Raw genomic sequence first — 13,237 nt, forward strand, 5'->3', positions numbered from 1 at the left:
CCGCTCGGGTCAGAACCGGGCCGTGAGCCCCGCCGCGTCCAGCAGATAGGCGACCATCGGGTCGTAGAACCGCGGGTTGGTGACATGGTCGTCCAGCGGCACCACCACCTGGAGCGTGCCCTCCGCCTCGCCGAGGAACAGCGCCGGGTCGTTGCAGTCCGCGTACCCCACCGCGTCGATGCCCCGCTGCCCCGCGCACCCCGCCCAGCCGTGGTCGGCGACCACCAGATCGGGCAGTGGCCGCCCCTCCCGCTCCAGCCCGTCCAGGATCGCGGCCATCGGGGCGGGGGAGTGGGTGTGCCACAGCGTCGCGCCGCGCTCCAGCATCGCCACGTCGCAGAACTGGAAGACGTACCCCTCGTCCGCCTCCAGGCCGCCCGGGATCTCCACGATCTCGCACCCCGCGGCCCGCAGCGCCGCCGCCGTGGAGCGGTGCACCTCCAGCAGCCCGCCCGGGTGCCCGGTGGCGAACAGCACCCGCTCCTTCGCCTCGGCCGCCTTGCGCAGCACCGAGGCCATCCGGTCCAGCGCCCCGACCGTGAGCTCGGGGTCGATGGTGTCCTGCCCCATCCGGTGCTGCGGGTCGTCGACCACGCCGCAGCGCTCCGCCATGACCGCCAGCACGTCCTGTTCATCGGCCCAGCGGTCGCCCAGCTCCAGACCCAGCCAGTAGTGGCGGTCGCCGTTCGCGAGCTTGCGGTAGTGGGAGAGGTTGTTGTCTCTGGGCGTGGCGACGTCGCCGGCGATGCGAGTACGGACCAGGTGGTCGATCAGTTCGGCCCGGCCGGGCACGGAGCTGGGTATCGGCATGGGGCCTATTGTCGCCCCTGACGCGAGGAAATGGGGGCGACTACCGAGGTGCGGGCCCTGACAGGATCATGATGCCGACCTCGGCCGGGACGCCCCCGCCCGGCGGCCGCGCCGCCGGCCACGGCCCCGGCGCTGCCCGCCGGCGCCCGGGGCCGCCTGATCCGGGGCCGGTGCGCTGATGGTGACGGGGACACCCGAGGGGGCCTGCGCGCCGGTGATCCGGGCCAGCTCCGCGTCCTCGGAGTGGACCCGGGTGATGTGCGGGGAGATGCCCGCGTCCGTCATCAGGCCGTTCATCGCACGGCGCTGGTCGGGCAGGACCAGCGTGACAACGGTGCCCGAGCCGCCCGCGCGGGCGGTGCGGCCGCCGCGGTGCAGATAGTCCTTGTGGTCGGCCGGCGGGTCGACGTTGACGACGAGATCGAGGTCGTCGACGTGGATGCCCCGGGCGGCGACATTCGTGGCCACCAGCACGCTGACATGGCCGGTCTTGAAGTAGTCCAGCGTCCGGGTGCGCTGCGGCTGGGACTTGCCGCCGTGCAGCGCCGCCGCCCGCACCCCGCTGGCCAGCAGATGCTTGGTCAGCCGGTCCACCGCGCGCTTGGTGTCCAGGAACATGATGACGCGGCCGTCGCGGGCGGCCACCCGGGTGACGACGGTGCGCTTGTCGGTGTCCGCGATGTGCAGCACATGGTGCTCCATCGTGGTGACGGCGCCCGCGGAGGCGTCGACCGAGTGCACGGCCGGATCGTCGAGGAAGCGGCGCACCAGCTGGCCGACGTTGTGGTCGAGGGTCGCCGAGAACAGCATGCGCTGACCGTCGGCCGGGACCTGCCGCAACAGCCGGGTCACCTGGGGGAGGAAGCCCATGTCGGCCATCTGGTCGGCCTCGTCCAGAACCGTGACGCGCACCTGGTCCAGGTGGCAGTCGCCGCGTTCGATCAGATCGTGAAGCCGTCCCGGGGTGGCTATGACCACCTCGGCGCCGTCGCGCAGCGCGCCCGCCTGGCGGCCGATCGACATCCCGCCGACCACGGTGGCCGCGCGCAGCCGCAGCGGCCTGGCGTACGGGGTGAGCGCGTCGGTGACCTGCTGGGCCAGCTCCCGGGTGGGCACCAGGACCAGGGCCAGCGGGTGGCGGGGTTCGGCGCGCTGCCCGGCGGTACGGGCCAGCAGGGCCAGGCCGAAGGCCAGGGTCTTGCCGGAGCCGGTCCGTCCACGGCCCAGGACATCGCGCCCGGCGAGCGCGTTGGGGAGCGCGGCCGCCTGGATCGGGAAGGGCACGGTCACGCCCTGGCGCGCCAGCTCGGCGGCGATCCCGTCCGGCAGGTCCAGCTCGGTGAAGGAGTCGACGGCGGGCAGCAGCGGGGTGGTGCTCGGCGGCAGGGCGAACTCGTTCCCGTCGGCCGGTATGGGGGCGGGCGCGGGGGATGTGCGACGGTTGCGGGGGCGCGCGGAGGCGCTGCGGGACGAGGCGCTGCGCGAGGAAGCGCTGCGGGACGAGGCACTGCGGGGCGAGGCGCTGCGGGACGAGCGGGCGGGGCGGTTCATGCGGAGCCTTCCTCGTACGGCGCGTTTCGAGGGGGACTCCTCAGCGGGGATGATCCCGGGGACGAAAGAATGCAGAACGTGCCGGAGAGCGAAATGGGTGACGGGCAGGCGCGAGCCGGGGCCCGCACCCTTTCGGGCGCGGGCCCCGGCTCACTCACTGTGTACTACGTCAGGCGGGCACGATGTTCTCGGCCTGCGGGCCCTTCTGGCCCTGCGTGACGTCGAACGAGACCTTCTGGCCCTCGTGGAGCTCGCGGAAGCCCTGGGTGGCGATGTTCGAGTAGTGGGCGAAGACGTCGGCGCCGCCGCCGTCCTGCTCGATGAAGCCGAAGCCCTTTTCCGCGTTGAACCACTTCACGGTGCCAGTCGCCATGTCATTCTCCTTTGACAGGTGCAGAACCGAAATCCGAACCTTACGGATTCCGCGTCGCCGCAATGACCCCATCCGGAATGACCGGAAAAACAAAATGCGCCTGATCGCTACATACTCGTCAGGCGCACATAACGTTCATGGGTACCAAAACTGCAACTGCTAACACGCTAGCACGTGTGGTACCCGGGCGGGGGAGCCACGCCGTGTGATTCTGCGCGTCCGCATCGGGCCGCGGGCCGGCAGCGCGTCGCCAAAACGGGGCGGGACATGGACGTGGCGTCCAAAACGGCGGCCGTGATCATCGGGAACGTACATGTGCCGGGATGCCCGGCCTGCCTACCCTCTGAGCCATGACCACAGCAGACCGCCGCCCCCTCGGCCCCGTCGACTCCTCCCGCGTCCCCCGCTACGCGGGCCCCGCCACCTTCGCCCGGCTCCCGCGCGTCGACGAGGTCGGCGGCGCGGCGGACGTCGCCGTGGTCGGCGTGCCCTTCGACAGCGGCGTCTCGTACCGCCCCGGCGCCCGCTTCGGCGGCAACGCCATCCGCGAGGCGTCCCGGCTGCTGCGCCCCTACAACCCGGCCCAGGACGCGTCCCCCTTCGCCCTCGCCCAGGTCGCGGACGCCGGTGACATCGCCGCGAACCCCTTCAACATCAACGAGGCCGTCGAGACCGTCCAGGCCGCCGCCGACGACCTGCTCGCCACCGGCGCCCGCCTGATGACCCTCGGCGGCGACCACACCATCGCCCTGCCCCTGCTGCGCGCCGTCGCCCGCAAGCACGGCCCGGTCGCCCTCCTCCACTTCGACGCCCACCTGGACACCTGGGACACCTACTTCGGCGCCGAATACACCCACGGCACGCCCTTCCGCCGGGCCGTCGAGGAGGGCATCCTCGACACCTCCGCCCTCTCGCACGTCGGGACGCGCGGCCCCCTCTACGGAAAGCGGGACCTGGACGACGACGCCAAGATGGGCTTCGGGATCGTCACCTCCGCCGACGTCATGCGGCGCGGCGTGGACGAGGTCGCCCAGCAGCTGCGCGAGCGCATCGGCGACCGCCCCCTCTACATCTCCATCGACATCGACGTCCTCGACCCCGCCCACGCCCCCGGCACCGGCACCCCCGAGGCGGGCGGCCTCACCTCCCGCGAGCTCCTGGAGATCCTGCGCGGCCTGGCCTCCTGCCACCTGGTCTCCGCCGACGTCGTCGAGGTCGCCCCGGCCTATGACCACGCCGAGATCACCTCCGTCGCCGCCTCCCACACGGCGTACGAGCTCACCACGATCATGGCCCGCCAGATCGCGGCGGGGCGCGCTTCCGGCGGCGCGTGACGCCTGGCGGGTGTGGTTCGGCGACGGCAGGTAGCAGGTAATAGCGTCGGGCCGCATGGCGATCGAGGACTTGAAACACGGCCGGTGTGCTTCTTGCGGCAGCCAGGAGATCCACCAAGCGGAGATCAGCGGGCAGCTCCGCATCTACAAGCCCGGTGGCATCACGTCGAAGCAGTCCAGGTTCGCGGCCTTTGTCTGTGCCGCGTGCGGCTTCGTCCAATGGCATCTGAAGCTCAACGATCAGGCGCGCCACTGGCTGCGGGCGAAGTTCCCCCGTGTCCCGCCGAGGTGACGGTCGTCGCCGCCGGTGTCGGCGGGCCCGGGGTGTCGGACAGCGAGAACCACACGCTCTTGCCGGTGCGCTGGATCCCGCCATGCCACACCGTCCCCCAGGCGTCCGCACACGCCTGCACCAGCAGCAGCCCACGCCCGTGCTCGGCGTCGGCCTCCGCCTCGGGGGTGCGGGGTTCGGGTGGCCAGGGGGCGCCGTTGGGGTCGTCGTCCCGTACGGACACGTGGAGTCGGTGGCCCCGGATCGTCGCTTCGAGCGAGAGCAGCGGCACCTTGGTGTGCAGGTGGACGTTTGCGACGACCTCGCTGACCAGGAGGCGCGCGGTCTCGACGAGGGCGGGGTGGCCGGTGGCCGCCAGCAGGCCCGCGACCATGTCGCGGGCCACTTCGGCGGTTTCGGGGATGTTGGGGGCGCGGAGTCGGTAGCGGTGGGCCGGTTCCGTTGCCTCGGTGAGGAGTTGGGGTGGCAGCTCTGCCATGGTGGTCCCTTCCGGCGCCGCGCGCGTGTCATATCGGTAGCGGTACGATCACAGACGGTATGGATAAACTCTGTGCCGGTACAAGGTTTTTCTCCGTGTCTCACTCATGTGGGTGGTGGAGAAGGAAGGACTGTGACGGCCAATGCCCCCAAGGGACACTCCGACGGTTCGACAGATGCGCCTCGGGTCCGAGCTGCGGAGAATGCGGGAGCGAGCGGGCCGGACCGCCCGGGAGACCGCGGCGCTGCTCGGCGTCGACCAGGCCAGAGTGAGCAACATCGAAGCGGGCCGGATCGGGATCAGCGGCGAGCGCATCCGCCGGCTCGCCACCTTCTATGCGTGCGCTGACGCCGCGTTGGTCGACGCGCTGTGCGCCATCGCCGAGGAGCGGCGGGGGCAGTTCTGGTGGGACGAGTATCGCGGAATCCTTGCACCGGGCTTTCTGGATGTCGCCGAGATGGAACACCATGCGGTGTACGTCAGGTCCATGCAGGCGATGGTGATCCCGGGTCTGCTTCAGATCGAGGACTACGCGCGGGCTCTCTTCCGGGGCGTTGTTTACGAGCTGCCGACCGAGGAGATCGACGCGAGGGTTGAGCACCGCATGAGGCGGCAGGCGATCCTGATGCGCGAGGAGCCGGTGCGACTGACGGCGACGATTCACGAGGCTGCGCTGCGTATGCGGTTCGGCGGCCGCAAGGTAGCTCGCGCGCAGCTTGAGCATCTGGTGGAGGTGTCCGGATGCGACGTCGTCACCGTGCGCGTTGTCCCTTTCACGAACGAACACTTCGTCGAGACCACCGACCAAATCGCCTACGCCGCTACGACGGTTCCCCGTCTGGACACGGTTCAGGTGGACAACATCGTCGGGGGACACTTCCTGGACACCGAGGCCGAGCTTCAGAGGTATCGAAAGCTGCTCGACAAGGCTGAGAGCATGGCGCTCAGTACGGAAGAATCGCGGCAACTCGTTCATCACATCGCGCGAGAACTGTGAGAGGCGTGGTCATGAGTACTTCGATCCGGTGGCGGAAGTCGTCCTTCTCGGGCGGCGACGGGCCGAACTGCGTCGAGTTCGCCCGGCGCGCCGACACCACCCTCATACGCGAGAGCGACGACCCCCACGTCGTCCTCGCCGCCACCCGCCCCGGCCTCGCCGCGTTCATAGCCGCCGTGAAGGCAGGGGACTTCGACCACCTGGCCGTGGCACGAGGAGGATCCGCGGGATGAGGACGAACCGGCTCGGGCGCAGCGCGGTCGAGGTTACGGAGCTGGGGTTCGGGGGCGGGCCGCTGGGTGGGCTCTTCGAGGCGCTGGACGACGAGACCGCGGCCGGGGCGCTGGCCGAGGGGTGGGACCTCGGCATCCGGTACTTCGACACCTCGCCCCACTACGGCATCGGCCACTCCGAGCGCCGGATGGGCGAGCTCCTCCGTGACAAGCCGCGCGACGAGTTCACGCTGTCGACGAAGGTCGGCAGGCTGCTCGTCCCGCAGGACCCGGCGGGCCGCATGGACGACGCGTTCCAGGTGCCCGCCACACACCGCCGCGTGTGGGACTTCTCCCGCGACGGTGTACGCCGCAGCGTCGAGGACTCCCTCACCCGTATGGGCGTCGACCGCATCGACATGCTCTTCCTCCACGACGCGGAGAAACACTTCGAGGACGCGCTGCGCACGGGCTACCCCGCGCTCGCCGAGCTGCGCGCCGAGGGCGTCGTAGGAGCCATCGGGGCGGGGATGTACCACACCGGCATGCTCACCAAGCTGGTCCAAGAGGCGGACGTGGACGCGGTGATGCTGTCCGGCTACTACACCCTCCTCCAGCACAACGCCCTCGACGACCTGCTGCCCGCATGTACCGAGCGCGGCGTCTCCGTACTCGCGGCGTCGATCTTCAACTCGGGTCTGCTCGCCACCCCGCGCCCGGCCGAAGGCGCGCACTTCGAGTACGCGCCCGCCTCGCAGGAGCTGGTCGGCCGGACGCATCGCATCGCGGATGTCTGCGAGGCACACGGCGTGACGTTGCCGCAGGTGGCGATGGCGTTTCCGCTGCGGCATCCGGTCGTCGCGGGCATCGTCGTGGGCATGCGCACCGTCGAGGAGGCGCGGAGCAACGTCGAGTCGTTCGGGGCCGAGATCCCGGACGGGGTGTGGGCCGATCTGCGGGGCGAGGGGCTGCTCGACGAGCGGGCGCCAACCACTGCATAGGGCCTGAATTCAACCGGCGTGCTCGAAGGCGGCGTTGATGACGGCCATGACGTAGGGCCGTTCGGAGGCGGTGCCCGTGGGGTTGAGGGAGTAGACCACACGGCGTGTCAGGTCGCGGGTGGCGAACACGCCGTTGGTCCACCCCGGGAGGGAGCCGGTCTTGCCCCACACGGTGACGCCGTTGTCGAGCGTGACCCGCATCAGGCCGCCGGCGCTGAAGCAGCTCGTTCCGTTGATGCAGTGCGTGTTGGTCGGCGCGCTGGCTACGTTGGGCACGGTGAACGCCAGCTTCTGCTGGGCGGGCGGGAGGAGCCGGCCGCGGAACAGGGCGGTCATGAACCGGTCCAGATCGGCGGCGGTGGAGATCATTCCGCCCTCGGCCCAGGCCCAGGGGCTCTGCTCGGTCACCTCGTCGGCACCGACGTAGACGCGAGCGTGCGGTGTGGCGATCGACAGGTCGTCCGATGCGGGGAGGCTGGTGTCGCGCAGCCCCAGCGGCAGGATGATGCGGCGGGTGAGTTCGTCGTTGAAGCTGCGGCCGGTCACCTTTTCGACCAGCAGGCCGAGGACGAATGTGTTGACGCCGTTGTACTGCTGGACACTGTCGGGCTCGGTCGGCTGCGTCCCCTGGCTCGCGGCGGCTGCGAACGCATTGCGCACCACGTCCCGCGGCGACACGCTCTTCTGCCACCAACCGGGACCGTCGGCAGGCCCGGGTATGCCGGCCGGGGCCGGCAGGCCGCTGGTGTGGTCCATGAGTTCGCGCACGGTGACCGCGCCGTATGCGGCCGGGATGAGGTCGGGCAGATAGCGCCGGACGGGCGCGTCGACGGCGATCCGGTGCCCGGCGGCCAGCTGGAGCACGACCGTGCTGGTGAAGATCTTCGTCACGCTGCCGATGCGGAAGTGAGCGTCCCGGGACACCTCCCCCGCGGTTCCGGCCCACGGCATCGCCGGGCCGTCCCCCGCCACCCTGACCAGCGCACCGGCGACAACCGGATCGGGGAGGCGGGCGAGCAGATCGCGCATCGGCGCGGGGTCGAACGAGTCGGCGACCGCCGCCTGTTGCGGCCCCGCGGCAGACGCCATCGCTGCGGGAACGCACGTACCCGCGGTGATCGCGGCGAGGGCGACGCCGGTCACGGCCAGGCGGCGGAGGGCGGACGGGCGGTGGTGCATCAGGCTGCTCCCAAGGGTGTTGCCACAGAACCGGGTAACGGTGAACCGCGGGCAACTCTGCCCGGCCCGACCGCAGGAGCCATCGGGGATCACCCTGAGCAGTCCCCCGGGACACACCCCTGAAAGTCCCCTCGGCCACAGGGGCCCGCCCGTAAGGGTTGCCTCCCGGTGCCTCGCAAGAGAACACCAGGAAGCTCCGGAATGACATGTTCGCCCCGGGCAGCCGAAGCGCGTTTTCCGGCACAACCCCCGCCCCCGGAGCCATGTCTACGCGGGTGTTCGAAAGTCACCGGCCGAAGACACCGGCCGATTCACCCCCGTTCCGCGAAGGATCACTTCTGCATGCGTAGCAAGCACGGAATCATCGCCGCCACCTCCACGCTCGCCCTCGCCCTCGGCGGAGCCTTATTCGCGGCACCCGCCGCCCAGGCGGCCACACCGGTGGCCTCCGTCGTCCACGAGGACGGCGAGCTCTGGTACAAGGGCGCCCCCGGACAGACGAACAAGCTCACGATCTCCGAAGAGATCGAACAGCGGGGCGAGTGGGAGTCGTACTACATCATCACCTTCCGCGACCGGGGTGCCATCACCATCGACCCGAGCGCGGCGACCGCCGACGAGTGCACGTACCCCTCGGCGGCCGACCACACCGTCGTCCGGTGCGCGACCATGGTCCCCCTGGGCTCCGACGACTCGGACAACTTCGACGTCAACCTCGGTGACGGCGACGACACCGCGACCGTCGACGCCGACAGCCCCGCCTACTCCTCGATCTACGGCGGTGCCGGCGACGACGTCATCAAGGGCTCCGCGCGGGATGTGCTCCACGGCGGCGACGGCGACGACCGCCTCGACGGCGGCGGCGGTGTCTGGAGCGTCGGCCCCTACGGCGATGCCGGCGACGACACCATCACCAACTGTGCGATGGACTGCTACGGCGGTCCCGGCAACGACTCCATGTCCGGAGGCACCAACGACACAGAGAACAACATGTACGGCGAGGACGGGAACGATGTGATCCACGGCCTGTCCGACGCCGACCACATCTACGGCGGCCGGGGCGACGACATCCTCTACGGCGAGCAGGGCAACGACACGATCTACGGCAACAGCGGAAACGACACGCTGTACGGCGGCCCGGGCACGGACACGCTCTCGGGCGGCCCGGGCACCAACAAGGTCTACCAGGACTGACCCGAGCGGGGTCGCCCTGATTCTGTGGTGGATATGGGACAGCGACACGCCGTCGCCACGGCGTGTCGTTGTCCTGAACTCACCGCAAACTCAGACGCCGAACCAGCGTTGGACAGCCGACCGCAGGCCGGCCAGCTCGGTTGCGTCGGGTCGGGGCGAGCCGCAGGCCCAGGCGACATAGCCGTCCGGGCGGATCAGCAGGCCGGTGAGGCCGACCGGGCCGCCCTGCGCGACAACGGGGGAGACGGCGTCCTGATCGCCCGCCAGTATGGCCGCCAGTGAATGGTCCTCGGTCAGGTCGACGAGCAACGGTCGGGCGTCTCGCGCTATTTCGGCGATCCGGACCTTCCCCGTGTCGGCGATCAGCTCCAGTTCCGGTGCGAAGTAGCCGACTGCGGGGTGGGGGTCGGCGATGCCCATGTCGTAGCGCACATCGGTGCCCGCGATCAGGTCGGCGAGGTGCTGGACGACCGGCTTGTGGCTGAGCAGTTCGGTGAAGAGTTCGCGCAGGCCTGTGGTGTCGCTGCCCGGGGCGTCGAGCGCGGACTGCGCCTGGGCGTTGAGCACCATGCGGCGGGCCGCCTGGCGGCGCTCGGTGTCGTAGGTGTCGAGCAGGCCCTGTGGGGCGGTGTCGCGCAGCGTCGCGGCGAGCTTCCAGCCGAGGTTGACGGCGTCCTGGAGGCCGAGGTTCAGCCCGGGGCCGCCGCCGGAGGCGTAGACGTGGGCGGCGTCGCCGATCAGAAGGACCCGGCGGTCCCGGAACCGGTCGGCGACCCGGGTGTTGCCGCCGGTCAGCCGCCGCAGCACATGCGGGCCCGCTCCGTCCGGCGGGCCGAGCGGCAGGTCCACGCCGAGGACCCGCCGGATACTGGCCTCCATTTCGGCCAGGGTCATCGGCTCGTCCGTGGCGGGCTGGTCCCACTCGGTGGTGCTGACCAGCGGCGGCAGTCCGGGGAACGGCGCGTAGGAGAAGCCGCCCTGTTCGGTGCGGTGCGGCAGGAAGGGCAGGACCGGCCCATGGCCGGGGATGGCGAGGGCGCCGTTGACCGGGTCGATCCAGTCGGCCGGGACGGTGGCGTGGGCGGTGCGGTTGGTGCGGCGGTCGTAGCTGACGCCGGGGAAGTCGATGCCGGTGAGCTTGCGGATCACGCTGTGCGCACCGTCCGCGCCGACCACGTAGTGGGCGTGGAGCCGCTGGTCGCCGTCGGGTCCGGTGACGTCGAGCGTGACGGCGTCCTCGTCCTGGGTGACGGCGCTGACCCGGTGTCCGCGTCGCAGGTCGACGCCGAGGGTACGGGCGTGCTCCTCCAGGACCTCGACGATGCGGTGTTGCGGGGCGGCGAGGCCGAACACCGGACTGTCGTCCAGCAGGCCGAGGTTGAGGCCCATGGCGGCGAACATGAAGTAGGCGGTGTTCGGCTGCGGGGGTTCCGGGCTGCCGCTGAGCCGCTCGTGCAGACCGCGGTGGTCCACCAGGCGCACTACCTGGCCCAGCAGGCCGTTGGCCTTGGGTTCGGTGCTGGGCTGAAGGAGCTGCTCCAGGACGATCGGGCGGATGCCGGCCAGGCTGAGTTCGCAGGCCAGCATCAGCCCGTTAGGACCGCCTCCCACAATGATCACGTCGGCTGTCACGTCGGCTGTCACGGTCGGATCTCCTTGGTGCGAACGGGGAAGGGCGGCACCGGAAGCGCGTCGGCCGCCGCTGTTGGCTACGGGACGGGCAGGCCGGCGGCGAGCTGCTCGAAGACCTGGGCCAGGATCGCGCCGAGCGGCGCGGGCTTCTCGGCGCGCAGGCTGTGCTCGACCGCCACCGCGCTGCCGGCCGCGACCACGGAGGCGACCAACTTCGGGTAGACGTCGCGTTCCGCGTCGGTGCCGGTGCGCCGCGCGACGGCCTTGGTCAGCTCCTCCTGGGCGGCCGCGTTGGCCTTGACGATCTCACCGGCCAGCGCGGGTTCGGCCAGCATCAGCCGCACCCCGGCACGCCAACGCTCGTTCTGCGGCGCGGAGTCCTGCTGCGCCGAGCCCTCCGGCGGTACGAACTGGTCCAGGACGGCGTGCAGCAGCGAGTCCCACAGCGGTTCGCCGGCCGGGCGGGCGAGCAGGTCGTCGGCCACCCGGAGCATCCGCTCCACGTGGCTGGCGGCGATCGCCTCGGCCTTGCCGGCGAAGTAGTTGCGGAAGGTGCGCACCGAGACGTCGGCCTCGGCGGCGATCTGTTCGACGGTCACGTTGGCCCAGCCGTGCAGGACGCACAGTCGGATCGCCGCCTGGCTCAGCGCGACCCGGGTCTGCCGCTTCTTGCGCTCGCGGAGTCCGGGCTGCCCGGTCGTGCGGTTCTCGTCTGCGGGTGCCATGCGAGCAGCGTAGGGCAAATATTGCCGATGAGGCAAGATTTCCAGAACGGCAAGTTTTTGGGCTGGCTGCGATGACCGGTGCTCATGGCTCTGTCACCGGACCCGCCGGGGCGGCCTCACGCCCCGCGGGTCCGCTGCGCGACCCAGCCCGCCATCGCCCGTACGCCGACGCCGATCGCGCGCTCGTCCGGGAGGAAGTCGGGGTAGTGCGGGTAGCAGGCGGTGATGGGCGCGCCGGGGGCGCGGACGCCGAGGAAGGTGTAGGTGCCCGGGACGCGGTCCAGGTAGAGGGCGAAGTCCTCGCCGTTGAACGGGAAGGCGGCGTGGAGTTCGGTGACCGGGTCCCCGCCGAGTTCGCGACGGAGGTGGCGAGCGAGGGCGCGGGCGTCCGGTTCGGGGCAGACCATGGCGGGGAACGGCTCGCCGGGGAAGCTCACCCCGGTCCCTGCGTACGACATGGCCAGCCGCCGGATGTCCGCGCGGACCTCCGCGTAACGCTCCTGCGGCCAGCAGCGGTAGGACACGCTCACCTTGGCCTCCTGCGCCCTGGCCCGGACGGCCACGAACCGGGCCAGCGGCCCGTCGGGCGTCTGGACGTCGGCGACCATGCGCTCCAGGTCGGCGGGGGTCTGCGGCGGCGCCACCGTGGCGAGCGCGCCGATCTCGGCGGCCAGGCGCCGCGCGGCGTCGGGCGCGTCCGGCCCCGAGAGGGTCACCTCCGCGCGGTCCTGGCCCGGCAGCCCGTAGCCCGGGGTCACGGCGAACCGCCCGACCGGGAACGGCCCGCAGTGCAGCGCGTGGATCTCCTCGACGCGGGTGTGCTCGAGCACGCCCGCGTCGATCATCGCGCGAGCCCCGGCCAGGGCCTCCTCGGCGGGCTGGAAGAGGAACACCACCGTCCCGCTGAGCTGACGCCGCAGCCGGGCCAGGACCTTCGCCACGCCGAGGGCCACCGTGGTGTGGATGTCGTGGCCGCAGAGGTGGGCCGCCGCCGGGCCGCCCCCGACGATGTCCCCGGGCGGCACCGCGTCCATGTCCGCCCGGTACGCGACGGTGCGGCCCGGCAGCGAGCCGTGCAGGACGCCGACGACGCCGTGGCCGCCCACCCCGGTGGTGACGGCCAGCCCGGCGGCCCGCAGCTCCCGGGCCACCACGCCCGCGGTCCGCTGCTCCTGCCCCGGCGCTTCGGGGTGTTGGTGGATGTCGCGCCGCAGCTCGATCAGCCCGGGCTCCAGGCGCGCCACTTGGGCGTCCACCGCCCCCTGCGCCACCGGCCGCCCCCGCCCGCCGGCGGCGGCCGTCCCCGCGGTTCCCCAGCCGATTCCCGCGGCGGTGGCCGTCGCGCCGGTGAGCAGTGAGCGGCGCGTGAGGGCGTGCTTCATGGGCTCTTTCACCGTTTCCTGATCCTTCATGTGGTCTTCCGGAACGTTCGACACACCATCGCCGCTCGCGGGTGCCA

General features: G+C 71.3%; 13 protein-coding genes. 5 read left to right on the plus strand and 8 right to left on the minus strand.

The window, feature by feature from the left end:
- Positions 1-9: 9 nt before the first annotated feature.
- The 3 genes from ACH4S9_RS01950 to ACH4S9_RS01960 form a co-directional block, all read right to left on the minus strand.
- On the minus strand, positions 10-810 hold the full coding sequence (locus ACH4S9_RS01950; RefSeq protein ID WP_311729692.1) for a phosphatase: 801 nt from the start codon (positions 808-810) through the stop codon (positions 10-12).
- 66 nt (positions 811-876) lie between these two features.
- Positions 877-2,361, minus strand: a complete 1,485-nt coding sequence (locus ACH4S9_RS01955; RefSeq protein ID WP_398369201.1) for a DEAD/DEAH box helicase — start codon at positions 2,359-2,361, stop codon at positions 877-879.
- Between the two features lie 169 nt (positions 2,362-2,530).
- Positions 2,531-2,734 carry a cold-shock protein gene (locus ACH4S9_RS01960; protein WP_311729690.1) on the minus strand — a complete coding sequence of 68 codons (204 nt, stop codon included), beginning with the start codon at positions 2,732-2,734 and terminating at the stop codon, positions 2,531-2,533.
- Positions 2,735-3,084: 350 nt separating this feature from the next.
- On the opposite strand from ACH4S9_RS01960, the gene speB reads away from it, so the two are divergent.
- Positions 3,085-4,068 (plus strand): agmatinase, encoded by a 984-nt coding sequence (gene speB, locus ACH4S9_RS01965; RefSeq protein WP_311729689.1) that lies wholly within the window; start codon positions 3,085-3,087, stop codon positions 4,066-4,068.
- 233 nt (positions 4,069-4,301) lie between these two features.
- Here the strand turns inward: speB and ACH4S9_RS01970 are convergent, their stop codons facing one another.
- Positions 4,302-4,838 carry an ATP-binding protein gene (locus tag ACH4S9_RS01970; RefSeq protein WP_398369204.1) on the minus strand — a complete coding sequence of 179 codons (537 nt, stop codon included), beginning with the start codon at positions 4,836-4,838 and terminating at the stop codon, positions 4,302-4,304.
- A 142-nt stretch (positions 4,839-4,980) separates the two neighbouring features.
- On the opposite strand from ACH4S9_RS01970, the gene ACH4S9_RS01975 reads away from it, so the two are divergent.
- Genes ACH4S9_RS01975 through ACH4S9_RS01985 form a run of 3 tightly spaced genes read left to right on the plus strand, consistent with a single transcriptional unit; the run spans position 4,981 to position 7,048 of the window.
- Entirely contained in the window at positions 4,981-5,835 is an 855-nt protein-coding gene (locus tag ACH4S9_RS01975; protein ID WP_361182824.1) for a helix-turn-helix transcriptional regulator, read from the plus strand.
- Between the two features lie 11 nt (positions 5,836-5,846).
- A complete protein-coding gene (locus ACH4S9_RS01980) occupies positions 5,847-6,068 on the plus strand; it encodes a DUF397 domain-containing protein (RefSeq protein ID WP_361182822.1) in 222 nt (73 codons plus the stop codon).
- Positions 6,065-7,048 (plus strand): aldo/keto reductase, encoded by a 984-nt coding sequence (locus tag ACH4S9_RS01985; protein WP_311729684.1) that lies wholly within the window; start codon positions 6,065-6,067, stop codon positions 7,046-7,048. The genes ACH4S9_RS01980 and ACH4S9_RS01985 overlap by 4 nt, the downstream gene beginning before the upstream one ends.
- A gap of 9 nt (positions 7,049-7,057) precedes the next feature.
- Here the strand turns inward: ACH4S9_RS01985 and ACH4S9_RS01990 are convergent, their stop codons facing one another.
- Entirely contained in the window at positions 7,058-8,227 is a 1,170-nt protein-coding gene (locus tag ACH4S9_RS01990; RefSeq protein WP_398369207.1) for a serine hydrolase domain-containing protein, read from the minus strand.
- Positions 8,228-8,569: 342 nt separating this feature from the next.
- Here ACH4S9_RS01990 and ACH4S9_RS01995 point away from each other — a divergent pair, with 342 nt between their 5' ends.
- Positions 8,570-9,421 carry a calcium-binding protein gene (locus ACH4S9_RS01995; protein ID WP_385340706.1) on the plus strand — a complete coding sequence of 284 codons (852 nt, stop codon included), beginning with the start codon at positions 8,570-8,572 and terminating at the stop codon, positions 9,419-9,421.
- Between the two features lie 90 nt (positions 9,422-9,511).
- Here the strand turns inward: ACH4S9_RS01995 and ACH4S9_RS02000 are convergent, their stop codons facing one another.
- From ACH4S9_RS02000 to ACH4S9_RS02010, 3 genes are all read right to left on the minus strand, one after another.
- Complete coding sequence (locus tag ACH4S9_RS02000; RefSeq protein WP_398370484.1) at positions 9,512-11,053, minus strand: FAD-dependent monooxygenase; 1,542 nt, start codon at positions 11,051-11,053, stop codon at positions 9,512-9,514.
- Positions 11,054-11,130: 77 nt separating this feature from the next.
- The gene (locus ACH4S9_RS02005) at positions 11,131-11,778 is read right to left on the minus strand and encodes a TetR family transcriptional regulator (RefSeq protein ID WP_358846941.1); all 648 of its coding nucleotides are present in this window, start codon (positions 11,776-11,778) and stop codon (positions 11,131-11,133) included.
- Positions 11,779-11,894: 116 nt separating this feature from the next.
- On the minus strand, positions 11,895-13,160 hold the full coding sequence (locus ACH4S9_RS02010; protein ID WP_398370486.1) for a M20 family metallopeptidase: 1,266 nt from the start codon (positions 13,158-13,160) through the stop codon (positions 11,895-11,897).
- Positions 13,161-13,237 lie beyond the last annotated feature (77 nt).

Source organism: Streptomyces sp. NPDC021225, assembly GCF_044332865.1.
GTDB lineage: Bacteria > Actinomycetota > Actinomycetes > Streptomycetales > Streptomycetaceae > Streptomyces.

Coding starts and splice junctions, on each gene's coding strand:
- ACH4S9_RS01950 (WP_311729692.1), bottom strand. CDS start 810: ATGCCGATACCCAGCTCCGTGCCCGGCCGGGCCGAACTGATCGACCAC.
- ACH4S9_RS01955 (WP_398369201.1), bottom strand. CDS start 2,361: ATGAACCGCCCCGCCCGCTCGTCCCGCAGCGCCTCGCCCCGCAGTGCC.
- ACH4S9_RS01960 (WP_311729690.1), bottom strand. CDS start 2,734: ATGGCGACTGGCACCGTGAAGTGGTTCAACGCGGAAAAGGGCTTCGGC.
- speB (WP_311729689.1), top strand. CDS start 3,085: ATGACCACAGCAGACCGCCGCCCCCTCGGCCCCGTCGACTCCTCCCGC.
- ACH4S9_RS01970 (WP_398369204.1), bottom strand. CDS start 4,838: ATGGCAGAGCTGCCACCCCAACTCCTCACCGAGGCAACGGAACCGGCC.
- ACH4S9_RS01975 (WP_361182824.1), top strand. CDS start 4,981: ATGCCCCCAAGGGACACTCCGACGGTTCGACAGATGCGCCTCGGGTCC.
- ACH4S9_RS01980 (WP_361182822.1), top strand. CDS start 5,847: ATGAGTACTTCGATCCGGTGGCGGAAGTCGTCCTTCTCGGGCGGCGAC.
- ACH4S9_RS01985 (WP_311729684.1), top strand. CDS start 6,065: ATGAGGACGAACCGGCTCGGGCGCAGCGCGGTCGAGGTTACGGAGCTG.
- ACH4S9_RS01990 (WP_398369207.1), bottom strand. CDS start 8,227: ATGCACCACCGCCCGTCCGCCCTCCGCCGCCTGGCCGTGACCGGCGTC.
- ACH4S9_RS01995 (WP_385340706.1), top strand. CDS start 8,570: ATGCGTAGCAAGCACGGAATCATCGCCGCCACCTCCACGCTCGCCCTC.
- ACH4S9_RS02005 (WP_358846941.1), bottom strand. CDS start 11,778: ATGGCACCCGCAGACGAGAACCGCACGACCGGGCAGCCCGGACTCCGC.
- ACH4S9_RS02010 (WP_398370486.1), bottom strand. CDS start 13,160: ATGAAGCACGCCCTCACGCGCCGCTCACTGCTCACCGGCGCGACGGCC.